The organism is Actinoplanes octamycinicus, from assembly GCF_014205225.1.
In the GTDB taxonomy this organism is placed as follows: Bacteria; Actinomycetota; Actinomycetes; order Mycobacteriales; family Micromonosporaceae; genus Actinoplanes; species Actinoplanes octamycinicus.
On sequence record NZ_JACHNB010000001.1, the window covers coordinates 4,038,186 to 4,064,991 of the forward strand.

A 26,806-nucleotide genomic window follows, 5' to 3' on the forward strand; every position below is an offset into this window, starting at 1 on the left:
CCGGAGAGGCTGGCGGCATCGAAAAAGGGAGGGGCGGCCGATGGCGGCGACGGATTCACCGGCACAGACCAATCGCGCGGCAGGACTCGGTGTCCTGCTCGCCGCCTGTGTGTCCGCCCTGGTGGTGAACGCGAACACGTCGGCCGTGACGATCCTGCTCCCGGCGATCAGCCAGGACGTAGGCGCCTCGGTGGACACCCTGCAGTGGGCGGTGACCGGCTACATGCTGGTCGGCGCCGCGGTGATCGTCACCTCCGGCGCGCTCGGCGACGTCTTCGGCCGCCGCCGGATCTTCCTGGGCGGCCTGGTCCTCTTCGTGCTCTCCTGCGCGTTGATCGCGCTCTCCTCGGCGGCCGCCGGGGTGATCGCCGGCCGGATGATCCAGGGCGCGGCCGGCTCGACCATCCTGGCCTGCGGGATGAGCCTGCTCTCGGTGGGCTCGTCCGGCGCCGGGCAGATGAAGGCGATCACGCTGTGGGGCGCCGCCTCGGCGGTCGGCGGCGCGGCCGGCCCGCTGATCGGCGGCCTGCTGGTCGGCTCCACCGGCTGGCAGGGCCTGTTCTGGATCGACGCGCTGATCGCCGCCCTGTGCATCCCGCTGACCTGGTTCACCGTGACGGAGTCGCGCGATCCGGACCGGCCGCGGCAGATCGACGTGCTGGGCACCGTGCTGGTCGCGGTCCTGCTGGTCCCGCTGGTGCTGGCACTCAGCGAGGGCAGCTCGTGGGGCTGGTTCTCGCTGCCGGTGATCGTCTGCCTGGTGGTCTCGGTGCTCGGCGGCGTCGGTTTCGTCTTCGTGGAGCGCCGCGCCGCCGCGCCGCTGGTCGACCTCCAGTTGCTGCGCAACCGGGTGCTGGTCGGCGCGGCGCTGGCGATCCTGCTGGTGGCCGGCGTGATCAACGCGCTGATGTACCTGCTCAGCCTCTACTTCCAGGATCCCAACGGGTTCGGCATGACGGCGCTGGAGGCGGGCCTGGCCACACTGCCGGCCGCGGCCGCGATGATCGCGATCACCCCGCTGATCACCCCGCTCGCGGTGAAGATCGGCCCGAGGTACGCCGTCGCGATCGGGTTCGGACTCTCCACCGTCGGCTGCGTGGCGCTGGCGTTCGTCAGCCCGTCCTGGAGCTACGGCGCCTTCGTCCTCCCGCTGATCGTCCTCTCGATCGGGCTCGGGCTGGCCAACGGCCCGGCCTCGTCCGCGTCGACCAGCGCGGTCGACGACGACCAGGTCGGCCAGGCGTCCGGCATCTCCAACATGGCCCGCTACGTCGGTGGATCGCTCGCCGTCGCGGCCGCCGCCACGGTCTCCACCGCGGCCACCGACGGGCGGGACACCGCCGTGGGGCTGGCCGACGGGCTCGGCGCCGGCGCGGTGCTGCTGGCCCTGATGTCGGTCAGCGGGGTGGCCCTGGTGCTGCTGCTGCGCCGGCACCGGGCGGAGCGGGCCGCCGCCGTCCACCTCGCGGCGGCCGCCGCGGCGACCAGCCACACGATCCCGACCCGGCCGCAGCCGGCCACTACCGGAGGACCTCGATGACCCCGTTCACCAGCAAGGACTACATCCAGCGGATGGAACGCGCGGTGGCCCAGGCGGCCGAGGCCGGCCTCACCGGGCTGCTCGTCACGCCGGGCCCGGACCTCACCTACTTCACCGGGTACCAGCCGACCGCGATCACCGAGCGGATCACCATGCTGGTCCTGGACGCCGACCACGACCCGCACCTGATCGTGCCGGTGCTGGAGCGCCCGGACGCGGAGGGCGCCCCGGTGGCGATCACCGACTGGGCGGACGGCAGTGACCCGTACGCCGCGGCGGTCCGGCTGCTCGACCCGAGCGGCCGGTACGCGATCTCCGACTCGGCGTGGGCGATGCACCTGCTCGGCCTCCAGCAGGCGCTGCCCGGGTCGTCCTACACCTCGATGACCGGGAGCCTGCCGATGCTGCGGGCGGTCAAGGACGCCGACGAGGTGGACCGGCTCGCGGCGGCCGGCGCGGCCGCCGACGCGGCCTACGAGCAGATCATCTCGGTACGGTTCGAGGGTCGCACCGAGCGCGAGATCGGCACCGACCTGGCCCGTCTGCTCACCGAGCACGGGCACTCCCAGGTCGACTTCACCGTGGTCGGCTCCGGGCCGAACGGGGCCAACCCGCACCACGAGATGGGCGACCGGGTGATCCAGCGCGGCGACATGGTGGTCCTCGACTTCGGCGGCCTCAAGGACTCGTACGGCTCGGACACCACCCGGACCGTGCACGTCGGCCCGCCGACCACCGAGGAGCAGGAGATCTTCGACGTGGTCCGGCGGGCGCAGCAGGCCGCGTTCGAGGCGGTCCGCCCGGGCATCCCCTGCCAGGAGGTGGACCGGATGGCACGGCGGGTGATCGACGAGGCCGGGTACGGCGAGTACTTCATCCACCGGACCGGGCACGGCATCGGGCTGACCACGCACGAGCCGCCGTACCTGGTCGAGGGGGAGGAGCAGCCGCTCGTCCCCGGGATGTGCTTCTCCATCGAGCCGGGGATCTACCTGCCCGGGCGGCTCGGTGTGCGGATCGAGGACATCGTCACGGTGACCGGGACCGGTGGCCGGCGGCTGAACAACACCAGCCACGACCTGCAGGTCGTGGCCTGACCGACCTCTCCTCAGGGAGCGCCGCGGCCGATGGGGGTCGCCCGTGGCGTTGCGGGGCGCCGGCCGTAGTACCGCCACTTGTTTGGCCGGCGCCCCGCCATCCCGCCCCGACGCCTTCAGGAAAGACGCCTTCAGGAAAGAGGAACCGATGGAGTCTCCGCGTTATCGGCGTCCGCTCGCGGCGCTCGCGGTGGCCGGGGTGCTGCTCGGCGGCCTGTCGGCGTGCAGCGGGGAGAACAAGCCGGAAGGGTTGCCGTCGACCCGGCCGTCCGTGGAGCGCACCGCGGACCGGACCACCCGGCCGACGCCCACCGAGGAGCAAACCACCGAGACCGCGCAGCCGGAGCCGACCCGCACCCGCGAGACCCGGACCGCCGAGCCGACCCGGACCCAGGAGCCGACGAGGACGCAGGAGCCGACGAAGACGCAGGAGCCCACCAAGACGCAGGAGCCGACGAAGACGCAGGAGCCGACGCCGGCCGCGACCTCCACCTCCGCCGTGGTGGCCGCTCCGGCCGCCGAGGAGGGCGACGGCGGCGACGGTGGCGTCTGGGGCTGGCTGCTGCTGATCGCGCTGCTCACCGGGCTGGTCGGGGTGCTGCTCTACGGCCGCAACCGGAAGGTCACCGCCTGGGACGGCGAGTCCCGCGGACTGGCCGGGGAGACCCGGACGGTGCTCGGCAGCCGGTTGCCGCCGGTGCTGACCAGCGCGGACGCCGGGCAGCGGGGACTGGCCTGGCCGCCGGTCCGCGACGATCTCACCTCGCTGGAGGCGCGCTGGGCGGCGATCGTGCAGACCGCGCCGGACGAGGAGCGGTCCGCCTACGCCGGCGGGATCAGCGGCATGCTCCGCGACCTGGTGATCGCGGTGGACGCGGAGAACGAGGCGGTGGCGGCCGGCCGCGACTGGCGGATGCTGCGGCCGCGGCTGGACGCCATCCTCGCCGCGCTCACCGCCGCGCTGGAACCGGCCCCCGGCCCCACCACGGTCTACCCGGCCCAGCACGCCGCCCCCGCCGACGCCACCCCGCCGTCCGCGCCGGCGCCGAGGACCACGGAATACGGCGAGCCGCTCGACGACGACCCCGACAACTACCCACCACCCCGGCACGCGGCCAACGGCACCACCCCGCCGCAGCCTCGGCCGGACGACCCCGGTTACCCGGACTACGGCGACCCGGACGACCCGGGACCGGGTGGCAACTCCCAGCCGCCCTACTGACCGGGCCGGGGCGGCGTGGCAGGATGCCTGGGGTGAGCAGGTCGGGGCGCGAGCAGCGGCTGCGGGACCTGGTCCGGCTGCGGCGGGTCCGGGACCGGATCGACCGTGACTACGCGCAGCCGCTCGACGTCGAGGCGCTGGCCCGGGGTGCCGCCATGTCGGCCGGCCACCTCAGCCGGGAGTTCAAGCTGGCCTTCGGCGAGTCGCCCTACGGCTACCTGATGACCCGGCGGATCGAGCGGGCCATGACCCTGTTGCGCCGCGGCGATCTCAGCGTCACCGAGGTGTGTTTCGCGGTCGGCTGTTCCTCGCTGGGCACCTTCAGCACCCGGTTCACCCAGCTGGTCGGCGTCTCCCCGAGCGAGTACCGGCGGACCGAGGCCGGCGCCACCGACGGCATCCCGGCCTGCCTGGCGAAACAGGTGACCAGACCGGTCAGGAATCGAGAAGTCCGGCCGGTCGCGCGTTCCTAGCATGGGCGGCATGGACATCAGCATTCACGCGAGTTTCCTTCCGCACGACGACCCGGAGGCGGCCGTCACGTTCTACCGTGACGTGCTCGGTTTCGAGGTCCGCAAGGACGTCGGGTACGGCGAGATGCGCTGGATCACGGTCGGGCCGAAGGGCCAGCCGACCTCGATCGTGCTGACCCCGCCGGCCGCCGATCCGAGCATCACCGAGGATGAGCGGCGGATGATCGCCGAGATGATGGCGAAGGGCACCTATGCCGGGCTGGTGCTCGGCGCCGAGGATCTCGACGGCGTCTTCGAGCGGCTGGTGGCCGCCGGCGCGGACGTGGTCCAGGAGCCGACCGACCAGCCGTACGGGATCCGGGACTGCGCCTTCCGCGACCCGTCCGGCAACATGCTCCGGATCAACCAGCTCTAGTTCGACCAGGACCGGGTGGAGAGGACCAGGCGGTACCCGTCCGGGTCGGCCACGGTCACACCCCAACGGTCCCAGTACTCGCCCTGCGGGACCACCGTCCCGCCGTGTGCCACCAGCCGGGCCACCAGCGCCGGGTCGACCGGCTCACCCAGGTAGAGGACGAGCAGATCCTCCTCGGTCGGGGTGGGCCGCAGGTGGCCGGCGACCAGTTCCAGGTGCCAGGACCCGCCGCGCGGGCCGGCCATCAGCAGGTCCGGCTTGCGGAAGAGTTCGGCCAGCCCGAGACCGTCGAGGTAGAAGCGCCCGACGGCGTCCAGGTCGGTGCACGGCCGGGCGATCCGCAGCGCCGCGTGTTCGATCGTCATCGGACGATCATGCAAGCTGAAGCCGAGTTGAGGGCAAGATCGAACCGGGTCGAGGTCGCCGCCCCCGGGCGCGCGTGACCTCCCCGGTCTCTTCCAGATCAACACCGGTTCGCGGTACGGCCGGAAGCCCCGCGTACCCGTCCTGACCAGCCCGGACGGCTTCGCGTGCGGGGTCGCGTGATCGATCTTGATAGATCAAGTGCCCGACTCGTACCCTATGGATGTTTGTGCACACGAGTCGGCCGATAAGCGGAGGCGGTCGGCCCGCCGCCTGCGTCGCCGTCCGTACGTGAGCGTTCACATCGCGGTGATGTCACGTTTCGTCCCGGTTACCGTTAGGGGTCTTGACAGATAACGAGCGTCGATGGGTGAATGTGTGAGTTCCTGATCGGACGAGTGAGTGATCCACCATCGTTTGCGTGTGAAGCCGTTTGGCTTTGAGGGGGCTCCATGTTCAATAACGTCATTTTCGTGCGCCCGAAAACCGTTGCCGCCACCTTCGCCGCCGCTGCGCTCCTGCTCGGCGCCGGCGCCTGTGCCAAGAGCGAGGACTCCGGCAGCAGCGGCGGCGGCTCCAGCGCGGGCCCCGCCGCCACCCAGGTCGTCCAGTCCGCCGCGGCCGGCTCCGCCACCTGCACCGCGGAGCAGTACGGAGCCTCCAAGATCGACCTGAAGACGGCGCAGGTCGGGTTCTCCCAGTCGGAGAAGGAGGCGAACCCGTTCCGGATCGCGGAGACCCAGTCGATCAAGGACGAGGCCGCCAAGCTGGGCATCACCAACCTGAAGACCACGAACGCGAACTCGCAGTTCCCGAAGCAGATCGCCGACGTCGAGCAGATGATCGACGGCGGCGTGCAGCTGCTGATCATCGCGCCGCTCAACTCGGACGGCTGGGACTCGGTCTTCGCCAAGGCGTCGGCCAAGCACATCCCGATCATCACGATCGACCGGAAGATCAACGCCACCGCCTGCAAGGACTACCTGAGCTTCATCGGCTCGGACTTCGCCGAGCAGGGCAAGCGGGCCGCCGACGCGATGGCCAAGGCGCTGGGCAACAAGGGTGAGGTGGCGATCCTGCTGGGCTCGCCCGGCAACAACGTGACCACGCTGCGGACCAGCGGCTTCAAGGACCAGATGGCGAAGATCGCGCCGGACATCAAGATCACCTTCGAGCAGACCGGCAACTTCTCCCGGGAGGACGGGCAGAAGGTCGCCGAGCAGTTGCTGCAGTCCAACCCGAAGATCAACGGCATCTACGGGGAGAACGACGAGATGGCCCTGGGTGCGATCACCGCGCTGAAGGGCGCCGGCAAGAAGGCCGGTGACGTGAAGATCGTGTCGATCGACGGCACCAAGGGCGCCGTCCAGGCGATCGCCGACGGCTGGATCTCCTCGGTCATCGAGTCGAACCCGCGCTTCGGCCCGCTGGCCTTCTCCACCGCGACCGACTTCTTCGGTGGCAAGCCGGTCGGCCAGGACATCATCATCCAGGACCGGGCCTACGACGAGAGCAACGCCAAGACCGACCTGAGCAGCGCGTACTAAGTGATCCTCCGGCGCCCGGCCTGGTCGGCCGGGCGCCGGTCCGGCACGGAGGAGGGCGGCGCATGGCGCTGCTGGAAGTGGCCGGTGTCTCCAAGATCTTCCCGGGTGTGCGCGCGCTGGACGGGGTGTCCTTCACCCTGGATCCGGGTCAGGTGCACGCGCTCGTGGGGGAGAACGGAGCCGGCAAGTCGACGTTGATCAAAGTACTCACCGGGGTCTACCAGCCGGACGGCGGCGAGCTGCGCTACCAGGGGGAACCGGCCCGGTTCGGCACCCCGCTGGACGCCCAGCGCGCCGGGATCTCGACCATCTACCAGGAGGTCAACCTCGTCCCGCTGATGAGCGTGGCGCACAACCTGTTCCTCGGCCGCGAGCCCCGCAACCGGTTCGGGCTGCTGGACGAGGCCCGGATGGTGCACCAGGCCACCGAGATCCTGTCCGGTTACGGGGTCCGCGCCGACGTCCGCCGCCGGCTCGGCACCCTGCCGCTCGGCGCGCAGCAGATGGTCGCGCTGGCCCGGGCCGTGATGATCGACGCCAAGGTGGTGGTGATGGACGAGCCCACCTCGTCGCTGGAGCCGCGCGAGGTGGAGACGCTCTTCGGCGTGATCCGGGACCTGCACGCCCGGGGCATCGGCATCATCTATGTCTCGCACCGGCTGGACGAGCTCTACCAGATCTGCGACGCGGTCACCATTCTGCGCGACGGCAAGCTGGTGCACACCGGCCGGATGGCCGACCTGGAGCGCCGCAAGCTGGTCTCGCTGATGCTGGGCCGGGAGTTCGGTGCGGACTTCACCAGCTTCACCGAGGTGCCGGTGCGCGACGAGACCGGCGAGCCGGTGCTGAGGGTGACCGGCCTGACCAGCCGGCCGCGGCTCGACGACATCAGTTTCGAGGTACGCCCCGGCGAGGTGGTCGGGCTCGGCGGCCTGCTCGGCGCCGGCCGCAGCGAGACGGTCAAGGCGATCGGCGGCGCCTACCCGGTGGACGCCGGCGAGATCGAGGTGGACGGCGTCAAGCTGGGCAAGCCGAGCACGGTCCACGCGGTCAGGGCCGGCGTGGCCACCCAGCCGGAGGACCGCAAGGCGGAGGGCATCGTCCCGGGACTGTCCATCCGGGACAACATCGCGCTGGCCATCCTGCCCCGGATGACGCGCTTCGGCCTGGTCAGCGACCGGAAGATCGACGAGGTCGTGGACACCTACATGAAGCGGCTGCGGATCAAGGCGTCCAGCCCGCACCAGGTGGTCGGCGATCTGTCCGGCGGCAACCAGCAGAAGGTGCTGCTGGCCCGGCTGCTCGCCACCGGCCCCAAGGTGCTGCTGCTCGACGAGCCGACCCGGGGCATCGACGTCGGCGCCAAGGCCGAGGTGCAGGCGCTGATCGACGAGCTGGCCGGCGAGGGGCTCGGCGTCGTGCTGGTCTCCTCGGACGCCGAGGAGCTGGTCGAGGGCGCCCACCGGGTGGTGGTGCTGCGCGACGGCGCGGTGGTCGGCACCCTGACCGGCGACCGGGTGACCACCGAGGCCCTGATGGCCACGATCGCGGAGGCCGCGGATGACCACTGACGCTCTCGCCCGCCCGCGGTGGGCGGTCAACAAGGCCTGGCTGCCGAAGTACGGCGTCTACGCCGCGATCCTGCTGCTGATCCTCTACAACGTCGCGTTCACGCCGTACTTCCTGACCCTGAGCAACCTGCGGATCCAGCTGATCCAGGCGGCGCCGGTGGTGATCGTCGCGATGGGCATGGCCCTGGTGATCGGCACCGAGGGCATCGACCTGTCGGTCGGCTCGGTGATGGCGCTGGCCGCCGCGCTGATCCCGCTCTACCTGGGCTACGGCGTGATCGCCGCGATCGCCGTCTCGCTGCTGGCCGGCGTCGCGGTCGGCCTGGCCAACGGCGTGCTGGTGGCGAAGGTCGGTCTGCAACCGATCGTGGCCACGCTGGCGTTGTTCGTCGGCGGCCGCGGCCTGGCCGTGGTGATCTCCGGCGGTCAGCTCAAGGACGTCCGCAACGAGGACTTCCTCTACCTCGGCTCCGGTGACCTGCTCGGCGTGCCGGTGCTGGTGTGGATCGCCGCGCTGCTGGTGCTGGTGGTCGCGTTCGTGATCCGGCGTACCGTCTTCGGCCGTCGGCTGCTCGCCATCGGCGGCAACCGGCCCGCCGCCGAGCTGGCCGGCCTGCCGGTCAAGCGGGTGCTGATCGGGGTCTACGTGCTCTGCGCGGTGCTCGCCTCGATCGCCGGGCTGCTCTCCGTCGCCCGGATCCAGTCCAGCGACGCCTCGGCGGTCGGCCTGCTGATCGAGCTGTCCGCGATCACCGCGGTGGTGGTCGGCGGCACCCCGCTCACCGGCGGCCGGGTCCGGGTGCTCGGCACCGTGGCCGGCGCGCTGCTCATGCAACTGGTGGTCGCCACCATGATCAAACACGATCTCCCGCCGTCCACCACCGAGATGGTGCAGGCCGTGATCATCCTGGTCGCGGTCTACGTGGCCCGGGAGAGGAGGACCCGGTGACCATGTCCGCCACACTTCCCGCCAACCCCGGCCGGATGGCCGGCGTGGTGCAGCGCCAGGGCGCGCTGGCCGTGCTGTTCGCCGTGGTGGTGGTCAGCCTCGCCCTGTTCCCCGGCTTCCGCAGTGTGGACAACGCCGGGACGATCCTGATCGCGGCGGCCCCGCCGATGCTGATCGCGCTCGGGATGACCTTCGTGATCATCACGGGCGGCATCGACCTGTCGGTCGGCTCGCTCTACGCGCTCGGTGGCGTGGTCGCCGCCTGGGCCTCGCCGTACGGGTTCGTCGCCGCGCTGGCCGCGCCGCTGCTGCTGTGCGGGGCGATCGGCGTACTGAACGGGGTGTTGATCTCCCGAACCGGGATGGCGCCGTTCATCGTGACCCTGGCCTCGCTGCTCGGCGCCCGCGGCCTGATGCGCAGCATCAGCGACGAGGGCTCGACCACCTACCTGGTCGAGAACGACGCCTTCCACCGGATCGGCACCGGCTCGCTGCTCGGCGTCGGCATCCAGGTCTGGCTGGCCGCGGTCCTGGTCGTCCTGGGCGTGCTGCTGCTCAACCGCACCCGGTTCGGCCACGGGGTGCAGGCGATCGGCGGCAGCGAGGACGCCGCCGCGCTGATGGGCCTGCCGGTGCGCCGGATCAAGGTCTGGGTCTACCTGCTCTCCGGCCTGCTCGCCGGGCTGGCCGGCGCGATCAACGCGGCCAAGCTCGGCTCCGGCGTCACCGTCCTCGGCAGCGGCATGGAACTCGACGCCATCGCCGCCGTGGTGATCGGCGGCACTCTGCTCACCGGCGGCGCCGGATCCATCGCCGGCACGGTCGCGGGTGTGTTGCTGCTCGGCGTCATCCAGAACCTGATCAACCAGAACGGTGACGTCAACAGCAACTGGCAACAGGTGATCAGCGGCGCGTTCCTCGCCGCTGTGGTGGTGGCCCAGACCTACCTGGCCCGGGCCAGACGCACGAAATCCCCCTAAGGAGTCAGATGCGCCGCCTCGTCCTCCGAGCGGTGGCCGCATTCGCGCTGGTCGCCGGTGGCATCGTGGCCACCGGCGGGCCGGCCGCGGCCGTCACCCCCAAGACGCCTCCGCTCACCACGCCGTGGACCAACCAGGTCTCCACGACGAACCCGCTCCCCGAGTACCCCCGCCCGCAGATGACCCGTCCGGACTGGCAGTCGCTCAACGGCGAGTGGCAGTTCCTCAATCCGACCACTGTGGACCGCAACGCCGCGCCGCCGATCGGGCAGGCCCTGCCGGAGCGGATCCTGGTGCCCTACCCGGTGGAGTCCGCGCTCTCCGGGATCATGCGCAACGACGACCGGGACCTGATGTTCTACCGCCGGACCTTCACCGTGCCGGCCGGGTGGGCCGGGCGGCGGGTGCAGCTGCACTTCGGCGCGGTCGACTACGAGGCCACGGTCTGGGTCAACGGCCGGCAGGTGACCACCCACAAGGGCGGCTACGACCGGTTCGAGGTGGACGTCACCGACGCGCTGAACGGCGGCACCAACGAGATCATCGTGCGGGTCTACGACCCGACCAACGGCCGGGGCGAGGAGCAGCCGGCCGGCAAGCAGACCACCAACCCGAGCGGCATCTTCTACACGCCGAGCTCGGGGATCTGGCAGACGGTGTGGCTGGAGCCGACCGCCCCGTCGTCGATCTACTCGGTCGACATCTATCCGAACATCGCCGCCAAGACGGTCCGGGTGCGGGTGTTCACCCGCGGCGATGTCACCGGGTTCAGTGCCTTCGCCGAATCCATGGCGGGCTCGACGGTCGTCGGCAGCGCCACGGGTGGCTTCACCGAGTTCACCGTCCCGGTGCCCAGCCCGCGCCTGTGGTCGCCGGACGACCCCTACCTCTACAACCTGCGCGTCTCGCTGCGTACCGCGTCCGGCGTCACCGTCGACCAGGTGACCAGCTACTTCGGCATGCGTGAGGTCGGCACCAAGGTGGTCAACGGGGTGCTCCGGCCGACCCTGAACGGCGAGTTCGTCTTCCAGGCCGGCACCCTCGACCAGGGTTTCTGGCCGGACGGGCTGTACACCGCGCCCACCGACGCGGCGCTCGCCTTCGACCTGCAGAAGCACAAGGACCTGGGCTTCACCATGGTCCGCAAGCACATCAAGGTGGAACCCGCCCGCTGGTACTACTGGGCGGACCGGCTCGGCCTGCTGGTCTGGCAGGACATCCCGTCCGGGGGTGACGACACCAAGACCGCCGCGCAGATCGCCGAGTACGAGAAGGAAGCCCGCGAGATCGTCGACGAGCACCGGTTCAGCCCGGCGGTGATCACCTACGTCCCGTTCAACGAGGGCTGGGGCGAGTGGAACCTGGCCGACACCCAGCGGATCACCCGGGACCTGAAGAACTACGACCCGACCCGGCTGATGAACCCGCACAGCGGCTTCAACTGCTGCGCCTCCAAGGGCGACCCCGGCACCGGGGACATGATCGACTGGCACATCTACACCGGACCGGACTCACCCACGCCCAGCTCGTCCCGCGTGGCGATCCTCGGCGAGTTCGGCGGGCTCGGCCTGCGCACGCCGGGGCACGAGTACAGCCCGAACGGGCAGTTCTTCGCGTACGAGCAGATGTCCTCGAACGCCCAGCTCAACGACCGGTTCACCGGGATGATCCGGGACTCCGAGCGGCTGATGACCTCGAAGGGCCTGTCCGGCTTCGTCTACACCGAGATCACCGACGTGGAGGGCGAGTACAACGGGCTGCTCACCTACGACCGCCAGGTGCAGAAGGTGGACACCGGCCAGGTCCGCACCGCGCTGACCAACCTGATCAACGCGTCGAAGAACCTGAACGCGGCGGTCCCGCTCACCCTCGGGCACGTCCGGTCGTTCCAGGTGACCAACCCCGGGCTGACGAACCGCTACCTGCGGCACGCGAACTCGCTGGCCCGTACCGACGTGATCGCCGGGGACACCGCGCGGCAGGACGCGTCGTTCCGTACCGTCGCGGGTCTGGCCGACCCGCACTGCTACTCGTTCGAGGCGGTCAACTTCCCGGGCAGGTTCCTGCGGCACGCGGCCGGCCAGGTCCGGATCGACTCGGACACCGGCGGCACGTTCCGGGCCGACGCCACCTGGTGCTCGCGTGCCGGGCTGGCGGCCGGCGGCACGTCGTTCGCGTCGTACAACTTCCCGGGCTCGTTCCTCCGGCACCAATCGGAGAACGTGGTCCTCGGGGCGAACGACGGCAGCGCGCAGTTCGCCGCCGACGCCACCTGGAACGTGAGCAACCCGGCGCAGTGGCGCAGCTCGGTCGTCCTGCCGTTCGACGTGCGGCGCTCGCTGCAGGTCACCACGTGGGGCTACACCGACCGTTACCTGCGGCACGCGAACAGCCTGGGCTGGACCGAGCACGTCGACGCGGGAAGCGGCGCCCTGCTCAAGCAGGACGCCACCTTCACCCTGCGGCACGGTCTGGCCGACTCGTCCTGCTACTCCTTCGAGTCGGTCAACTTCCCGGGCCAGTTCCTCCGGCACGCCGACAGCCGGATCCGGCTGGCCGGCAACGACGGCTCGGCGCTGTTCGCCGCGGACGCCACCTTCTGTGCCCGCCCGGGTCTGGGCGGTACCGGGGTGACCTTCGAGTCGATCAACTTCCCGGGCAGCTACCTGCGCCACTACGACTCCCAGGCGTGGATCTCGGCCGGCGTCGGCGCCGACCGGAACCGTCCGCAGCAGCTTTCCGCGGACGCTTCCTGGACCGTGGCAGCGGCCTGGTCCTAGAAGCCGATCTCGGCGGCGAGCGGCCGGTGGTCGCTCGCCGTCGGGGGCAGAGCCCGCAGCCGGGTCACCCGCATCGACCGGGTCAGCACCTGGTCGATGCGGGCGACCGGGGCGGCGGCCGGCCAGGTGAAGGCGAAGTCGGCCGGTAGTGGTGTCGTCGACGAGGCGATCGGACGGAGACCGCGGTCGTCCACGGTGGTGTTCAGGTCCCCGAGCACGATCAGCCGGGGGATCGGCTCGGCGGCGATCAGGGCGCCGAGCTTACCGGCGGCCTCGTCCCGGCGTGCCGAACGGAATCCGCCTGCCGTGATCCGGACGGACGGCAGGTGGGCGACGAACACCGCGATGTCGCCCGATGGCGTGTGGGCGACAGCCCGCAGCCCTCGGTTCCAGTCCGGACCGAGGTCGTGCGGCCGGATGTCGGCCGCGGCCGCGGCCGACAGCGGGAACCGGGACCACAGGGCGACCGTCCCCTGGACCGTGTGGAACGGCAGCTCGGCGTCGAGCACGCTCGCGTAGGCCGGCGCCGCCGAGGGCAGCAGCTCCTCCAGCGCGACCAGGTCCGGATGCGCCGCGAGCAGCGCGCGGGCGGTGCCGGCCGGGTCCGGGTTCTCGTCGCTGACGTTGTGCTGCATCGCGATCAGACCGGCGGCCGGGGTGTCCCTGGGCAGCAGGTGCCCGCCGAACGGGATCAGCCAGGCGGCCAGCGGCAGCAGCGCGGCGGCCAGGCCGAGCAGTGAGCGCCGCACTGCGGCCAGGGCGAGCAGCGCCGGAACGGCCAGCACGAGCCACGGCAGGAACGCCTCGATCAGGCTGCCGAGATTGCCCAGCGCGTTCGGCACGAGGCGGTGCGCCAGCAGGAGTGTGGCGGTGACCACAGCGGCACACAAGATCGGCATCGCGTGATGTTACCTTATTTCGCATGCGAAATAACGAGACGGTACGGATCCCGGTCGCCACCGGCGGTGCCATCACGGCCACGCTGTTCTCGCCCGATGCGCCGGCCGCCGTCCTCGTCCTGCACCCGGCGACCGCGACCCCGCAGCGCTTCTATGCCGCCTTCGCCGACTACCTGGCCGACCACGGGATCGCCACGGTCACCTACGACTACCGGGGCACCGGCCAGTCCGGCCACCCGCGCGACCACCGTGACGTCGGCATGCGCGACTGGATCGGGGTGGACGCGCCGGCCGTCGCGGCCTGGGCCCGGGACCGGTTCCCCGGCCTGCCCCGGCTCGCCCTCGGGCACAGCCTGGGCGGGCACGTCATCGCGCTCGGCGCGGCCGGCACCGACCTGGCCGCCTCGGTCATCGTCGCCTCGCACGTGGCCGCGATCCGCACCATCCCGAGCCGGATGGAGCGGTTCCGGGTCCGCCTGCTGCTGCACCTGCTCGGCCCGCTGGCCGGCCGCTTCTACGGCTACGTGCCGGCCCGCCGCCTCGGACTCGGCGAGGACCTGCCGTCCGCCGCGATGGCCGAGTGGGGCGGCTGGACCCGGATGGACAACTACTTCTTCGACGATCCGTCGATGCGCGCCCGGGACCGGGCCGCGACCCTGACCGGCCCGGTCCTGGCCGTCGGCACCTCGGACGACCCGTGGTCCACGCCGGGCCAGATGGACGCGCTCACCACCTACCTGACCGGCGCCGAGGTGGAGCGGCGGACCTTCACGCCGGCCGCCGCCGGGGTGCCGATGATCGGGCATCACGGGCTGCTGCGCCGCACCGTGCGTGACGCGGTCTGGCCGGAACTGGTGGCCTGGTTGCACGCCCACGCGGCGAAGGCGACAAGATGACCGCGTGCGCCTGCCTCGCCTGATCTTCCTGCTGTTCAACGCCGACCGCGCGGTCCGGCGCTGGATCGACGCCCGTTCCGGGGACACCGGGATCGGCGCGTCCGGCGCCGGCGTGCTCTTCTACCTCGCCGGCCACGAGAACGCCCTGATCGGGGACGTGACCGCGGCCCTCGGCGCGTCACCGTCCGGGATGAGCGGCCTGGTGAACCGCCTGGAGCGGGGCGGCTGCGTGACCCGCTCCCCGGACCCGGCCGACGCCCGCGCCGTGCGGCTCGCCCTGACCCCGCGCGGGCACCAGGCGGTCGGCCGTGCGCGAGAGCTGGTCGACGACCTGAACGCGCAGCTCACGGCCGGCTTCAACGAGGCCGAGGTGGCGGTCGTCCAGCGCTGGCTGGAGCATGTGACGCGGGTCTCGATGCATCGGGAATGATCGATGGCTGCTCCCGGTCGACGAGGCCCGCGCGCTGAACCCGGAGCTGCTCTCCTTCGACCAGCGGCCGGCCGTTCACCGGAGTGACTTCCGATGAATCGCTAAACCCCGGCCGGGGATCGCCGAACGAAGACGGCGTGGGCGCCCACCGGGCGCCCACGCCGCTGTCTTTCGAGCCTGTCCGAGGAGACCCATGACTGACTCCGTCGTCTACGACCAGATCCCCGTCGTTCGCGCCATCGGCCGGGGCACCACCTCGCTCGCCGCCTTCCACGACGCCCTGGTGACCATGGAGTGCGGCTTCTACAACCTGGTCCGTCTCTCCAGCGTCATCCCGCCCGGCACCACGGTCGACGCCAGCGGCAAGGCGCCGGTCCCGGTCGGCGCGTGGGGCGACAAGCTGTACTGCGTCTACGCCGAGCAGCACGCGACCCAGGTGGGTGAAGAGGCCTGGGCCGGCATCGGCTGGGTGCAGCGGCGCGACGGCAAGGGCGGCCTCTTCGTCGAGCACGAGGGCACCAGCGAGTCGTTCGTCCGCGAGGCGATCAAGGCCAGCCTGCGGGACCTGGTGAAGGGTCACGAGGACGAGTTCGACGGCCCGGACTTCGTGGTGCACGGCGCGGTCTGCGACGGCGAGCCGGTCTGCGCGCTGGTGCTGGCGCCCTACGAGACCGCGTCCTGGCGCGGGATCCGCGCCACCGACCCGCCCGGCATGAACTGATTCTTTCGGTACGCGGTAAGCGCTCGTCTCAGCGGCAAGGCCCCGCTCCGGTGTGGAGCGGGGCCTTCCTGCTTCCGGCGCCTCCGCCACTCCCGGTCCCCGGCTGGCTCCCCGGGATGCCCCGGCCCACCCCGTCGGCTTGCTTCGCGGTCCGGTCCGTTCTCAGGGGCTCGCCGCCAGGAACAGGAACGCGGCCAGCAGGCTCAGATGGACGCCGCCCTGCAGGACGTTGGCGCGACCCGGGACGACGGTGAGCGTGCCGACCACCACGGTCAGCGCCAGCAGCACCATCTGGGTGCCGCCCAGGCCGAGCAGCAGCGGGCCGTCCAGCCAGATCATCGCCACCGCGATCGCCGGGATGGTCAGCCCGATGCTCGCCATCGCCGAGCCGAGCGCCAGATTGAGGCTGGTCTGCATCCGGTCCCGGCTCGCCGCCCGGACCGCCGCGATCGTCTCCGGCAGCAGCACCAGCAGGGCGATCACCACACCCACCACGGACTGCGGCAACCCGGCATCGACCACGCCCGACTCCACCGCCGGGGACACGCCCTTGGCCAGCCCGACCACGCCGACCAGGGCGAGCAGCAGCAGGCCGAGGCTGATCAGGGTGTCCCGGTTCGTCGGCGGGTCCAGGTGCTCCTCCTCGTCGACCACCCGCCCCTCGGTGGTGATCGGCAGGAAGTAGTCCCGGTGCCGGCGGGTCTGCACGGTCACGAAGAGCAGGTAGAGCCCGAGCGACGCGATCGCCGCGAACCCCAGCTGGGCCGGCGAGAACTGCGGCCCGGGCCGGCTGGTGGTGAAACTCGGCAGCACCAGACTGAGCGTGGCGATCATCGCCACCGTGGCGAACGCCGCGCCGGTCCCCTCCGGATTGAAGACCGCGATCCGCCGCCGCAGCGCGCCGACCAGCAGCGACAGCCCCAGGATCCCGTTGCAGGTGATCATTACGGCGGCGAAGACGGTGTCCCGGGCCAGCGACTGCGACTTCTCGCCCCCGCTGATCATCAGCGTGACGATCAGGGCGACCTCGATGATGGTCACCGCCACGGCCAGCACCAGCGACCCGAACGGCTCGCCGACCCGGTGCGCGACCACCTCGGCATGGTGCACGGCGGCGAGCACCGCCCCGGCCAGCAGCACCGCGAGCAGCCCGACGACGGGCGGCGGCAGGTCGCGTCCCCAGGTCAGCACCAGCGTCGCCACCGCAAGCACCGGAAGATAAACCGTCCAGTGCGAAAGATAAGACCGAATCTTGGGCGTCATCCACCAACTCTGCCAGACAGCCCACCCCCGAACCCCGCTTCCGCCAACCTCCGCTCGACCTCGCCAACCTCCGCTCGACCTCACCAACCTCGCTACCACCAACCTCCCTCGACCTCGACCTGTCGCCAATCACCCTCGACCTGTCGCCAACCTTCCTCGCCCTGTCGCCAACCTCCTTTGACCTCCCACCAATCTCTCGCCCTGTCGCCAACCTCTATTGGCCTGTCGCCAACCGAACTCGTCGCCACGCCGCGATCTCGTCGCCGCACCCTGACTTCGTTGCCACGCCGCACTTCGCCGCCTGGCGCCCGCCGCTTGCCGCCCGCGGCCGTTTCGGGGCGGGTTCGGTTCGGGCGGCGAGGGTGGCGGGCATACTCGGTCGTTGTGAATGCGCGGACGCCCCGGCTGGAGATCGAATACTGCACGCAGTGCCGCTGGTTGTTGCGGGCGGCGTGGCTGGCGCAGGAGTTGCTGACCACGTTCCCACGCGATCTGGGTGAGGTGGCTCTGGTGCCGGGGATCGGCGGGGTGTTCGAGGTGCGGCTGGACGGCGAGACGCTGTGGAACCGCAAGCCCGACGGCTTCCCCGACCTGCCGCAACTCAAGCGGATGGTCCGCGACCGCGTCGCCCCGGGCCGCGACCTGGGCCATTCCGACCGCTCCACCCAGCCCGCCACCGACACCGAGTAAGAGTTAATACCGCTCATAACCCTTACCCAGGCCGCGAGGCGGGAAGCCTGCGAGGCGGGAAGCCTGCGAGGCGGGCAGGTCGCGGGGCGGAAGCCTGCGAGGCGGGCAGGTCGCGGGGCGGAAGCCTGCGAGGCGGGCAGGTCGCGGGGCGGAAGCCTGCGAGGCGGGCAGATCGCGGGGCGAGAGGTCTGCGGGGCGGGCAGGTCGCGGGGCGGGCAGGTCGCGGGGCGGGCGGGTCGCGGGGCGGGCGGGTCGCGGGGCGGGAAGGCTGCCGGGACAGGAAAGGCTGCAGGTAGGACGGGCTGCCCGGTGGGGAAGGCGCGTGGGGCGGGTCAGAGGTCGGGGCTGTCTTCGGGGGCCATGATGCGCAGGGCGTTCGGGTCGATGGCGATGCGCATCGGGGTGGCGCCGCACGGCTCGCCGTCCACCTCGACGGCGGCCGGGCGGTCGGTTTCCAGCCAGAGTTCGCGGACCGCTAGAAACGGGCGTTCGTGCAGCGTGCGCCGGTGGCCGGTGGCGGCGTTGCGGGCCGTTTCGCGGAGCAGCTCGCGGCGGGACGGGCCGCCGACCGGGTACGCCACCAGCAACCGGTCGTCGGCGTGCGCGTCCGCGGTGATCGGGCGGCCGGCGTGGAAGCCGCCGTTCGCCACGTACACCTGGTGGGTGTGGAAGTGCAGCTCGCGGCCCTCGGCGCGGATCGTGGCCCGGAGCGGCCGGTGCCGGGCGAGCAGGCCGAGCGCGGTGAGCGGGTAGGCGATCCGCCCAGCCAGCCGTTTCAGCCGGCCCGGCACGCTGATCATCACCTCGGCGGAGAGCCCGATCCCGACGTGGTTGGTGAACGGCCGGTCCCCGGCGACGCCCAGGTCCACGTCGATCACCTTGCCGTCGACCAGGGTGCTGACGGCGGCGTCCAGGTCAGGCTCGATGCGTACGGTCCGGGCGAAGTTGTTCGTGGTCCCGAGCGGCAGCAGTCCGAGCGCGACGTCCCGGTGCGCGAGCAGCCGCCCGGCGGTGCTGATCGTCCCGTCGCCCCCGCCGGCGATCAGCAGGTCCGGCCGTTTGCCGAGCGCGTCCTGGAGCAGCGCCTCCAGCTCCCCGGACCGCTCCATGGCATACGTCCCGAGCAGCTCGAACCCGGCCGCGAGCAGCCGGTCCCGGGCGTCCTCGTAGAGCTGCCGCCCACGCCGCGACCGCGTGTTGACGACCAGCGCCGCCCGCCGGTCCCGGCGGATGTCCTCAGTGAGCCGCTGCTTGCTCCGCACCCGCCGACCCTATCCGCCCACCCCGCCCGAACCCCCGCGCCGAACCACGCGGCGCCGCGCCCCGGACCCAACCGCGCGCCCGACCAAACCGCCCGACCGGCCAAATCGTGCACTGGGCCGACGTGCGCCCGGCCAAGCCGCACACCCGGCCAAGCCGCACACCCGGCCAAGCCGCACACCCGGCCCGGCAGCGCGTCCGGTCCAGCCCGCGTCCGGTCCAGCCCGCGTCCGGTCCAGCCCGCGCCCGGCCCGGCCGCGCGTCCGGTCCAGCCCGCGCCCGGCCCAGCCGCGCGCCTGGTCCAGCCCGCGCCCGGCCCAGCTCGCGCCCGGCCCAGCCGCACGTCGGCCCAACCGGCCGAGTCGCCCGCCGTGTCAGTCCGCCGCGATGAACTCCGGGTGGCCCAGCAGGAACCCGTCGATGTTGTCCTTCTTCACCGCCTGCAGCAGGCGCACACTGTCGTCGGTGAGCAGTTCCACGCTGCCCACCCCGGGCACCGACTGCGAGTTCAGCTTGCCGGCGTTGGTCTTGATGGTGATCAGCCGGTCCGGTTTCAGACTGCGCATCCCGAGCGCCCAGTCGGCCAGGCTGATCCCGCCGCTGTCCACGGTCATCGACTTGCCGAACGCGCTGAGCAGCGCCGGCAGCTTGGTCGGCGAGTCCAGCCCGTCGGTCACCGCCTGGTTGATGATCGCCTTGAAGAACTGCTGCTGGTGCCGCTGCCGCCCGTAGTCCAGAGACTTGTCGCCGAGCAGGTCCCGCTGCCGGACGAAGTCGAGCGCGTCCGCCGGGTTGAAGCAGTGATCGCCCTTCGTATAGACCTTCGGTTTCACCCCGGCGATCCGGGACCGCAGCGTGCCGTCCTTGTTGATCACGAAGGGCGCGGCCGGCTTGCCGTTGGCGTCGGTGCCCCGATGGATCGAGGTGGTCTCGGTGTCCACGTTCATGCAGACCCGGCCGAGCACCTTGACCACGTCGCGGAAGCCCTGGAAGTCGATGATCGCCCCGGCGTCCGGGGTGATCCCGGTCAGCTGCTTCACCGTCATGGTGAGCAGCTCGAAGCCGTGTTTCAGCGCCTCCTTGCCCTTCAGTCCCCGGGTGCCGAAGGCGAACGCGGCATTGATCTTCAACTTGCCGCCGGCGAAGGGCTGGGCGCCGTTGTCATAGGCGGGGATGTCGACATACGTATCCCGGGGCAACGAGATCAGATAGCCGCTCGAATGATCTTTGTTGATGTGCACCAGGATGATCGAGTCGGACCGCAGCGGCTCGCCGTTGATCTGGTCGGGGCGCTGATCGATGCCGACCAGCAGCAGATTCTTCGCCCCGTCGAGGTTCGCGTTCTTCTTCTCCTGGACCGGTTTCGCACTGCCGAGCAGCTCCTCCTGACCGACCTCGGCGGTGGCCGCGGCCACCGCGAAGCGCACCCCGACCGCACCGCCGCCACCGGCCACCAGCAGCACCGCGCCGACGACCACGGTCCAGAACGCCCAGCGTGGGGTGCGGCGTCGACGCCGACTGGTCCTGCGCAAGAGAGTCTCCTCGTCCTCGGCGGTCATTCCACTCATGAAGACGGGTCCGGCCGCCGGAAAGATTGCCGCCGGCAGATGGAATTTTTCCGAGCGGCCGGTTGCCGCCGGTTGAACCGCAGGTCAGTCGCGGTGCGTTGCTCGCCTGTTACTCGCTGACCCGATCACTTCCGTTCACTGTCGCGCCTCCGGCGGCCCATAGGTTCCAGATCACCATTCCCCGCCTGAAGCGAGCTGACATGTCCCCTCAGCCCGATGTCAGTGTTGTCATCCCGACGTGCAACCGGCCGGAACTGGCCGTCCGCGCGGCACGCAGCGCGCTCGGCCAGACACACCGGAACCTCGAAGTGATCGTCGTGGTGGACGGCCCCGACGACGTCACCGCCCGAGCCCTGGCCGAGATCGGCGACCCCCGGCTGGACGTGATCGTGCTCCCCGAGCGGCGCAAGGCCCCGAACGCCCGGAACACCGGCGCCCGGCACGCCCGCGGCCGGTTCACCGCGATGCTCGACGACGACGACGAGTGGCTGCCCACCAAGCTGTCCGTGCAGCTGGAGCTGGCCGCCGGCGCCCGGTCCGCGGCACCGATCGTGGCCTGCCGGATGGTGAACCGGACCCCGCGCGCCGATTCGGTCATGCCGCGGCGGTTGCCCGCTCCGGGCGAGCCGATCAGCGAGTACTTCACCGTACGCAAAGGTCTGTTCTATGGCGACGGGTTCATCCAGACCTCGACGATCATGGCGCCCACCGAGCTGTGGCGGACCGTGCCGTTCACCGTCGGGCTGCGCCGCCAGCAGGAGCTGGACTGGGCGCTGCGGGCGCTGCGCGAGCCGGGCACCGAGCTGATCTACGCGGCCGAGCCGCTGGTCCTCTGGCACCAGGACGAGGACCGGGAGCGGATCAGCCTGGAGAACCCGTGGCGGGAGCAGCTGGACTGGCTGCGCGGCAGCCGCGAACTGTTCACCCCGCGGGCCTACGGCGCCTTCACGCTCAGCGTGCTCAGCTCGATGGCCGCGCCGACCCGGGACGGCAAGCTCTTCCGGGAGCTGCTCGCCGAGGCCCGCCGGCACGGCCGCCCGGGTGTTCTGGACTACCTCACCCACCTGCAGATCTGGGCGCTCCCGCCGAGTCTGCGGCACCGGCTGCGCGACCTCGTCGTCGGCCGCAAGCCGGCGAGCCGGCCGGCCGAGTCGCCCCAGCAGGTGCTGGTCGATGTCGACTGAGCGCCGGGTGGCGATCTGGCGCAGCGCGATGCTGCCCGGCTCGGAGACGTTCATCCGCCATCAGGGCGACGCGCTGTCCCGCTGGACCCCGGCCTATGTCGGCGCCACCCGGATCGATTCGGCGCTGTCCCGCCCGGATGACGTGATCGCTTTCCCGGACCGCCGCGGCTTCCTGCGGCTGCGCTTGACCGGGACTTCGCCCCGGCTGCACAAGACCCTCCTTTCGGTACGGCCGCACCTCGTCCACGCGCACTTCGGCGGCGACGGCTGGCTGGTCAGCCAGACGGCCGCCCGGCTCGGCGTGCCGCTGGTGGTGACCGTGCACGGCCACGACGTCACCCGGCAACCGGCCAGCTCCGGTGCCAAGGGCGTACGGTACCGGCGCAACCTGCAGGCCGTTTTCGATCGCGCCACCCTGGTGCTCGCGGTTTCCGACGTGATCCGGGAGCAGGCGGTCCGCTGGGGCGCCGACCCGGCGAAGGTCCGGGTGCACCACATCGGCGTGCCGGTCCCGGCCGCCGTCCCGATCGTCCCGAAGCGCTGGGACGTGGTGTTCGTCGGCCGGTTCGTCGCCAAGAAGGGTGTCGACGACCTGCTGGCGGCGCTGGCCCGGATCGAGCGGCCGCGCCCGCGCGCGCTGTTCATCGGCGACGGCGAGCTGATGCCGGCGATGCGCGCCCGGGCCGAGCAGCTGCGGGTCGACGCCACGTTCGTGGGCAGTGCGTCGCCCGCGGCGGTGACCCGGCACCTGTCCGAGTCCCGGATCCTGGCCTGCCCGTCGAAGACCGCCCCGGACGGCGACACCGAGGGCCTGCCGACCACGGTCATGGAGGCCGGAGCGCTCGGCCTGCCGGTCGCCGCGACCCGGCACAGCGGCATCCCGGAAGCCGTCGTCGACGGCGAGACCGGCCTGCTCACCGCGGAGGCCGACCCGGTCGGGCTGGCCGCCTCGCTGACCCGGCTGCTCGGCGACGCGGAGCTGCGGCACCGGCTCGGCGCGCAGGCCCGCCGCCGGATCGGCACCCACTTCGACCTGGTGGAACAGACCCGCCGCCTGGAGCATCTCTACGACGAGGCGACCACCGGGACCGCGGTGGCCGGCCGCCGCTGACCGGTCCCCGGTCACCATCATTTCCGGTACGCCGAAGTGCCGCCGAGCGCGGTCCGGAGATCAACTCGCCTCGTGCCGATACCCTGCGCCGACGGGAGCATGGGAGGACAGCATGATCTGTTCGCACTGCGGTTCCACCGCCGTACCGTCCACCGGCGTCTGCCCGGCCTGCGGTCACGCCGGCCCACCGCCCACCAGCCAGACCGACCCGCGGTACCCGGCAACGGCCGCGATGCCGACGTCCCCCTACGGCGTGCCGTCCGACCCGTTCTCCGGCCCGGTCACCGGCGACCCGTTCACCCCGCCGCCGGTCCACACCGACCCACTGAGCGCCGGCCCGCCGCAGCCGCCCGCCACCCCGCCGCCGTCGTCTCACGACCCGTCACCGTCCTCAGGGGCACCTGTGCCGCCCCATGGCGCGCCGGCCTCAGGCGCACCTGGCCCGGCCTACGGCTCACCGGTCCAGCCCTACGGCGCGCCCGGCCAGCCGCACGGTGCGCCCGGCGTTCCGCCGCAGCCCTACGCCGCGCCCTACCCGCCGGCCCAGGGCTATCCGCCGGCCCAGGCATATCCGGGCCAGCCCTACCCCGGCCAGCCTTATGCGGCCCAGCCCCATCCCGGGCAGCCGTATCCGGGTCAGCCCTATGCGGGCCAGCCGCCCTACGGCCAGGGATATCCCTACCCGGTCGCGCAGGGCAACACGCTCAGCGTGATCTCGTTCGTCCTGAGCGCCATCGCGATCTTCCTGCTCCCGCCGCTCTTCGGCGGCGTCGCCATCTTCTTGGCCAGCCGCGCCAAGCGCAACGGCGAGCGCCTGGCCCCGACCGCCATCCGGGTCGCCATCACCTGCCTGCTGGTCGGCATCGCCTTCGGCATCCTGGTCCGCCTCAACTGATCCCTCCGCCGGGAGAGCGGCCCCGGGGTGGCGACCCCGGGGTCACTCTTCCGGCCGGAGCCTGCGGAGCGCGGCGCGGGCCATCCGCTTGCCGGAGCGCAGCCCACCGGCCACCGCGGTCGCCGCGCGCCCCGGAGCGGTGGCTTTCAGCGCGGTGATGACGCGGTTGGCGCGGATCAGTTCGGCGTCCCGCTGGGCCACCCGCTGCTCGCACCAGGCGACCTGAGCACGAGCTTCGGCCAGTTCACGCCGCAGCCGGTCCCGCTCCGCCACCGTCTCCCGCAGCGTAGGCGGCTCCATACGCGACCGTCCGGTCCCGGCCGGGCCGGGCCAGTTCGGTGCCTGCTGGCCGGCCATCTCGGCGAGCAGCGCGGTGACTTCGGCTTCGTCGGCGGGTGTCGGCCAGAGGTGCGCAAGCCCTTCGTCGAACATCGCACACGCGAAGTTCCGAAGCGCCTCGCCCGGCAGCCCGCCGCCCGAGCCGTCTGGCAGCCCGTCTCCGGAACCGTCCGGCAGCGCATTTCCTGAGCCGTCCGGCAGCCCGTCTGTCGAGCTGTCCGGCAGCCCACCTCTCCAGCCGTCCGAGACTCCACTTGCCGAGCCGTCCGGCAACCCGCCTGCCTGGTCGGTCAGGGGGAGAGGGTCTGCCGAGCCGACCGGACCTACCGGTTCGGGCGAATTGCCGGAATCGCTCGACCCGATGGGTTCGGGTGACCCGCCCGAGACGATGTCCCCGATCGGACCGGACTGAAAGGCCGGATCGGCCGAATCGATCGGGTTGATGCACAGGCTGCCGTCGGAGCTGACGACGATCTCTTCCGCGTCGATCTCCGCCAGTGGGCCGCCCTGCCAGGCCGCCAGCAGACCGCGCATGGCCGGCTGGTCGTGACCCCGGGCCGTGGTGATCAGCAGATCATGCAGACAGCGGCCCGCCGGCAGCGCCACCGCGGTGCTGCCGCCGGGCACGCGACATACCCACCCGCGGACGGGATCACGGTCGATCCGGCTCGCCGCGGCGTGTCCGGGCGCGGTGGTCAGCGCGTGCGGGCCGGGCGGGGCGACCAGCGCCCGCGAGCCCGGCGGGGCGACCAGCGCCCGCGAGCCCGGCGAGGCCGTCGGCGTCTGCGAGACCGGCGAGACGATCAGCGTCCGCGGGACAGATGGGGCTGTCAGTCGTTGCGGGACAGAGGGGGCGACCAGGGCATGCGGGACCGGTGGGGGCGGCAGCGGGCCGGGGCGGCTGGCGACCACGAACCAGGCTGGGGCGGTGCTCACGGCCAGCCCGGCGCGGAGGAGGCGGCGGGCGATCGGGCGGGGGTCGGCGAGCAGCGGCGTCGTCGGGATCAGGGCCCGGCGCAGGGTGGACTCCACGACGCCGCGCATCGCCGGGTCGGTGAGGAACTCCTCGCTGAGCAGGGCGGTGGGAGCGGCCGGGTCGGGGAAGGCGGCGTAGCCGCGGTCCACTTCGAGGCCGTGGGACCGGAGCAGTCCGGTGAGCTGGGCGAGACCGGCTGGCCGGGTCGGGTCGTCCTCGGCGGGGGCGGACCAGTCGGCCGGGGAGGGTTCGGCGGGGAGCGCCACCAGGTGGTGCAGGCCGGCCGGGTTGGCCAGGCCGAGCAGGAGGCGGCCGCCGGGGAGCAACGCGGTCAGGACCCGGGACAGAGCCGCCGGCCAGGGGAGATCGGGTGACTCGGTGGAGCCGGTCCGGTCGAGACCGCCGAGGGCCAGGATCGTGTCGAAGGCCGGCTCGGCGGGCAGGTCGCCGAGGCTCCCGCGCCACACCTCGACGTGGGGGCCGGGCTCGGCGGGGTGCTTGCCGCGTACCGGAGCGGGGTGCTCACCGCGTACCAGAAATGTCAGCTCGCGGGCCGTGAGCCGATCGACGATCTCGGCCGCGTGCGGTCCGATGACCAGGGTCTTGCCGTGCGTCGCGGCGGCGAGCGCGGCCAGTGCCGGACCTCGCGCGCCGGAGTCCGCCGGCTCGGACCAGTGGGGCATGTCGGCACCGATCGACCGCACGCTCATCGGGCCATGCCTTTCGCGGGGGACACCTCGTGCGGCGCTGCGGGTGCGCTCGGGAAAGGCGTGTGGACAGCGACCGGTGCGGAGGCGGGTGCCGGAGAGGCCGCCGTGGCCGGGGTGGGCCAGTGGAAGAGGCGGCGGAGCTCGGCGGGGGAGCGCAGACGGTCGGCGCCCAGCTCGGCCACCGCGATCGAGCGGGCCAGTTCCGGGTCGACGTGCCGGCCGTGCAGCGGCGCCCATTGGCGTTCGATCCGGGACTGGCCGCCGAACGACGACCGCTCGCCCTCCAGCCGCATCGGGTCGCCGTAGACGGCCGGCTGGCAACCGGCCAGGATGCCGTAGAAGATCGCGCTGCACAGCCGGTTCGACGCCACCCGGCGGTGCCGGCGCTGTTCGGCGAGCTGCCGGGCGAGGAACCGCGGGTCGAGGTCCTTGTACCAGCCGCCGCGGTAACCGTGGCAGATCACCCGGAACCCGGCCCGTTCGTAGCGGCGGCGCAGGCGCGGCGAGCGGTACTCCTGCCAGTACAGGCAGACGGTGACCGGCCCGTCCTCGGTCGCCCGGATCTCCTCGATCAGCCGGCCGTGGTCGCCGACGATGTGCTGGCCCTCCCAGCCGTGGAACGGGTAGTAGATGGTGCCCTCGCGCGGCTCGTCTCCGGTGATCGGGTCCATCGCCAGCAGGTACGCCCACGGGGCGCCGATCACGTGCACCGGCCGCCGCCCCAGCGACCAGGCGCGGCGGCGGGTGATCTCGCTCCAGACGAACAGCGGGATGCCGGGGGTGAACTCGTGGTCCGGGGCCATCCCGTCGCCGATGTTCCAGCCGTGCTGCAGGTACCCCCGGATCTCGTGGACCTCGTCCGGGTCGAGACCGCAGTACCGGGCCAGCACGTGGGAATGCCCGTAGTAGTGGTTCGCGTGGTGCACG

The 26,806-nt window shown here is 71.9% G+C and carries 24 protein-coding genes; 17 read left to right on the top strand and 7 right to left on the bottom strand.

Features of this window, described 5'->3' with window-relative positions:
* Positions 1–40: 40 nt before the first annotated feature.
* From BJY16_RS18125 to BJY16_RS18145, 5 genes are all read left to right on the top strand, one after another.
* Entirely contained in the window at positions 41–1,540 is a 1,500-nt protein-coding gene (locus tag BJY16_RS18125; RefSeq protein WP_185040587.1) for an MFS transporter, read from the top strand.
* Positions 1,537–2,637 carry an aminopeptidase P family protein gene (locus tag BJY16_RS18130; RefSeq protein ID WP_185040588.1) on the top strand — a complete coding sequence of 367 codons (1,101 nt, stop codon included), beginning with the start codon at positions 1,537–1,539 and terminating at the stop codon, positions 2,635–2,637. Before BJY16_RS18125 ends, BJY16_RS18130 begins: the two co-directional genes overlap by 4 nt.
* A 148-nt stretch (positions 2,638–2,785) precedes the next feature.
* Positions 2,786–3,859: a hypothetical protein gene (locus tag BJY16_RS18135; protein ID WP_185040589.1), complete on the top strand. Its 1,074-nt coding sequence runs from the start codon at positions 2,786–2,788 to the stop codon at positions 3,857–3,859.
* A gap of 32 nt (positions 3,860–3,891) precedes the next feature.
* Entirely contained in the window at positions 3,892–4,332 is a 441-nt protein-coding gene (locus BJY16_RS18140; protein WP_239177534.1) for a helix-turn-helix transcriptional regulator, read from the top strand.
* A gap of 10 nt (positions 4,333–4,342) precedes the next feature.
* Positions 4,343–4,747: a VOC family protein gene (locus tag BJY16_RS18145; RefSeq protein ID WP_203759054.1), complete on the top strand. Its 405-nt coding sequence runs from the start codon at positions 4,343–4,345 to the stop codon at positions 4,745–4,747.
* Here the strand turns inward: BJY16_RS18145 and BJY16_RS18150 are convergent.
* Positions 4,744–5,112, bottom strand: a complete 369-nt coding sequence (locus BJY16_RS18150) for a VOC family protein (RefSeq protein ID WP_185040592.1) — start codon at positions 5,110–5,112, stop codon at positions 4,744–4,746. The two genes, BJY16_RS18145 and BJY16_RS18150, sit on opposite strands and share 4 nt — an antisense overlap.
* Positions 5,113–5,583: 471 nt before the next feature.
* On the opposite strand from BJY16_RS18150, the gene BJY16_RS18155 reads away from it, so the two are divergent.
* The 5 genes from BJY16_RS18155 to BJY16_RS18175 all read left to right on the top strand — a co-directional run bounded on the left by BJY16_RS18155 (position 5,584) and on the right by BJY16_RS18175 (position 12,937).
* The gene (locus BJY16_RS18155) at positions 5,584–6,657 is read left to right on the top strand and encodes an ABC transporter substrate-binding protein (RefSeq protein WP_239177536.1); all 1,074 of its coding nucleotides are present in this window, start codon (positions 5,584–5,586) and stop codon (positions 6,655–6,657) included.
* 62 nt (positions 6,658–6,719) lie between these two features.
* A complete protein-coding gene (locus tag BJY16_RS18160; RefSeq protein ID WP_185040594.1) occupies positions 6,720–8,228 on the top strand; it encodes a sugar ABC transporter ATP-binding protein in 1,509 nt (502 codons plus the stop codon).
* On the top strand, positions 8,218–9,177 hold the full coding sequence (locus BJY16_RS18165; protein WP_185040595.1) for an ABC transporter permease: 960 nt from the start codon (positions 8,218–8,220) through the stop codon (positions 9,175–9,177). The genes BJY16_RS18160 and BJY16_RS18165 overlap by 11 nt, the downstream gene beginning before the upstream one ends.
* A gap of 2 nt (positions 9,178–9,179) precedes the next feature.
* Positions 9,180–10,157 carry an ABC transporter permease gene (locus BJY16_RS18170; protein ID WP_185046523.1) on the top strand — a complete coding sequence of 326 codons (978 nt, stop codon included), beginning with the start codon at positions 9,180–9,182 and terminating at the stop codon, positions 10,155–10,157.
* Between the two features lie 8 nt (positions 10,158–10,165).
* Positions 10,166–12,937 (top strand): AbfB domain-containing protein, encoded by a 2,772-nt coding sequence (locus BJY16_RS18175; RefSeq protein ID WP_185040596.1) that lies wholly within the window; start codon positions 10,166–10,168, stop codon positions 12,935–12,937.
* On the opposite strand, the gene BJY16_RS18180 is transcribed toward BJY16_RS18175, so the two are convergent.
* Entirely contained in the window at positions 12,934–13,836 is a 903-nt protein-coding gene (locus BJY16_RS18180) for an endonuclease/exonuclease/phosphatase family protein (protein WP_185040597.1), read from the bottom strand. The two genes, BJY16_RS18175 and BJY16_RS18180, sit on opposite strands and share 4 nt — an antisense overlap.
* 23 nt (positions 13,837–13,859) lie before the next feature.
* Here BJY16_RS18180 and BJY16_RS18185 point away from each other — a divergent pair, with 23 nt between their 5' ends.
* From BJY16_RS18185 to BJY16_RS18195, 3 genes are all read left to right on the top strand, one after another.
* Positions 13,860–14,732 carry an alpha/beta hydrolase family protein gene (locus BJY16_RS18185; RefSeq protein ID WP_185040598.1) on the top strand — a complete coding sequence of 291 codons (873 nt, stop codon included), beginning with the start codon at positions 13,860–13,862 and terminating at the stop codon, positions 14,730–14,732.
* A 4-nt stretch (positions 14,733–14,736) separates the two neighbouring features.
* Entirely contained in the window at positions 14,737–15,162 is a 426-nt protein-coding gene (locus BJY16_RS18190; RefSeq protein WP_185040599.1) for a MarR family winged helix-turn-helix transcriptional regulator, read from the top strand.
* A 193-nt stretch (positions 15,163–15,355) separates the two neighbouring features.
* Positions 15,356–15,883: a pyruvoyl-dependent arginine decarboxylase gene (locus BJY16_RS18195; RefSeq protein WP_185040600.1), complete on the top strand. Its 528-nt coding sequence runs from the start codon at positions 15,356–15,358 to the stop codon at positions 15,881–15,883.
* A gap of 162 nt (positions 15,884–16,045) precedes the next feature.
* On the opposite strand, the gene BJY16_RS18200 is transcribed toward BJY16_RS18195, so the two are convergent.
* A complete protein-coding gene (locus BJY16_RS18200) occupies positions 16,046–17,146 on the bottom strand; it encodes a calcium:cation antiporter (protein ID WP_185040601.1) in 1,101 nt (366 codons plus the stop codon).
* A gap of 384 nt (positions 17,147–17,530) precedes the next feature.
* Here BJY16_RS18200 and BJY16_RS18205 point away from each other — a divergent pair, with 384 nt between their 5' ends.
* Complete coding sequence (locus BJY16_RS18205) at positions 17,531–17,836, top strand: Rdx family protein (protein WP_185040602.1); 306 nt, start codon at positions 17,531–17,533, stop codon at positions 17,834–17,836.
* 332 nt (positions 17,837–18,168) lie between these two features.
* On the opposite strand, the gene BJY16_RS18210 is transcribed toward BJY16_RS18205, so the two are convergent.
* Both BJY16_RS18210 and BJY16_RS18215 read right to left on the bottom strand, forming a co-directional pair.
* Entirely contained in the window at positions 18,169–19,098 is a 930-nt protein-coding gene (locus BJY16_RS18210) for a diacylglycerol/lipid kinase family protein (RefSeq protein WP_185040603.1), read from the bottom strand.
* Positions 19,099–19,470: 372 nt separating this feature from the next.
* Positions 19,471–20,628, bottom strand: coding sequence for an LCP family protein (locus tag BJY16_RS18215; RefSeq protein ID WP_185040604.1), 1,158 nt, complete (start codon positions 20,626–20,628; stop codon positions 19,471–19,473).
* A gap of 236 nt (positions 20,629–20,864) precedes the next feature.
* Here BJY16_RS18215 and BJY16_RS18220 point away from each other — a divergent pair, with 236 nt between their 5' ends.
* From BJY16_RS18220 to BJY16_RS18230, 3 genes are all read left to right on the top strand, one after another.
* Positions 20,865–21,848: a glycosyltransferase family 2 protein gene (locus BJY16_RS18220; protein WP_185040605.1), complete on the top strand. Its 984-nt coding sequence runs from the start codon at positions 20,865–20,867 to the stop codon at positions 21,846–21,848.
* Entirely contained in the window at positions 21,838–22,959 is a 1,122-nt protein-coding gene (locus BJY16_RS18225) for a glycosyltransferase (protein ID WP_185040606.1), read from the top strand. The genes BJY16_RS18220 and BJY16_RS18225 overlap by 11 nt, the downstream gene beginning before the upstream one ends.
* Positions 22,960–23,071: 112 nt before the next feature.
* Complete coding sequence (locus BJY16_RS18230) at positions 23,072–23,854, top strand: hypothetical protein (RefSeq protein ID WP_185040607.1); 783 nt, start codon at positions 23,072–23,074, stop codon at positions 23,852–23,854.
* Between the two features lie 42 nt (positions 23,855–23,896).
* Here the strand turns inward: BJY16_RS18230 and BJY16_RS18235 are convergent, their stop codons facing one another.
* Both BJY16_RS18235 and BJY16_RS18240 read right to left on the bottom strand, forming a co-directional pair.
* Entirely contained in the window at positions 23,897–25,879 is a 1,983-nt protein-coding gene (locus BJY16_RS18235) for a hypothetical protein (RefSeq protein WP_185040608.1), read from the bottom strand.
* Positions 25,876–26,805, bottom strand: a complete 930-nt coding sequence (locus tag BJY16_RS18240) for a hypothetical protein (RefSeq protein WP_239177542.1) — start codon at positions 26,803–26,805, stop codon at positions 25,876–25,878. The genes BJY16_RS18235 and BJY16_RS18240 overlap by 4 nt, the downstream gene beginning before the upstream one ends.
* Position 26,806 lies beyond the last annotated feature (1 nt).

Excerpts from the sequence above, each read along its gene's own strand:
- BJY16_RS18235 (WP_185040608.1), bottom strand. The coding sequence starts at position 25,879 with ATGAGCGTGCGGTCGATCGGTGCCGACATGCCCCACTGGTCCGAGCCG.
- BJY16_RS18185 (WP_185040598.1), top strand. The coding sequence starts at position 13,860 with ATGCGAAATAACGAGACGGTACGGATCCCGGTCGCCACCGGCGGTGCC.
- BJY16_RS18165 (WP_185040595.1), top strand. The coding sequence starts at position 8,218 with ATGACCACTGACGCTCTCGCCCGCCCGCGGTGGGCGGTCAACAAGGCC.
- BJY16_RS18180 (WP_185040597.1), bottom strand. The coding sequence starts at position 13,836 with ATGCCGATCTTGTGTGCCGCTGTGGTCACCGCCACACTCCTGCTGGCG.
- BJY16_RS18230 (WP_185040607.1), top strand. The coding sequence starts at position 23,072 with ATGATCTGTTCGCACTGCGGTTCCACCGCCGTACCGTCCACCGGCGTC.
- BJY16_RS18150 (WP_185040592.1), bottom strand. The coding sequence starts at position 5,112 with ATGACGATCGAACACGCGGCGCTGCGGATCGCCCGGCCGTGCACCGAC.
- BJY16_RS18220 (WP_185040605.1), top strand. The coding sequence starts at position 20,865 with ATGTCCCCTCAGCCCGATGTCAGTGTTGTCATCCCGACGTGCAACCGG.
- BJY16_RS18200 (WP_185040601.1), bottom strand. The coding sequence starts at position 17,146 with ATGACGCCCAAGATTCGGTCTTATCTTTCGCACTGGACGGTTTATCTT.
- BJY16_RS18130 (WP_185040588.1), top strand. The coding sequence starts at position 1,537 with ATGACCCCGTTCACCAGCAAGGACTACATCCAGCGGATGGAACGCGCG.
- BJY16_RS18135 (WP_185040589.1), top strand. The coding sequence starts at position 2,786 with ATGGAGTCTCCGCGTTATCGGCGTCCGCTCGCGGCGCTCGCGGTGGCC.
- BJY16_RS18145 (WP_203759054.1), top strand. The coding sequence starts at position 4,343 with ATGGACATCAGCATTCACGCGAGTTTCCTTCCGCACGACGACCCGGAG.
- BJY16_RS18195 (WP_185040600.1), top strand. The coding sequence starts at position 15,356 with ATGACTGACTCCGTCGTCTACGACCAGATCCCCGTCGTTCGCGCCATC.
- BJY16_RS18160 (WP_185040594.1), top strand. The coding sequence starts at position 6,720 with ATGGCGCTGCTGGAAGTGGCCGGTGTCTCCAAGATCTTCCCGGGTGTG.
- BJY16_RS18125 (WP_185040587.1), top strand. The coding sequence starts at position 41 with ATGGCGGCGACGGATTCACCGGCACAGACCAATCGCGCGGCAGGACTC.
- BJY16_RS18225 (WP_185040606.1), top strand. The coding sequence starts at position 21,838 with ATGTCGACTGAGCGCCGGGTGGCGATCTGGCGCAGCGCGATGCTGCCC.
- BJY16_RS18170 (WP_185046523.1), top strand. The coding sequence starts at position 9,180 with ATGTCCGCCACACTTCCCGCCAACCCCGGCCGGATGGCCGGCGTGGTG.
- BJY16_RS18175 (WP_185040596.1), top strand. The coding sequence starts at position 10,166 with ATGCGCCGCCTCGTCCTCCGAGCGGTGGCCGCATTCGCGCTGGTCGCC.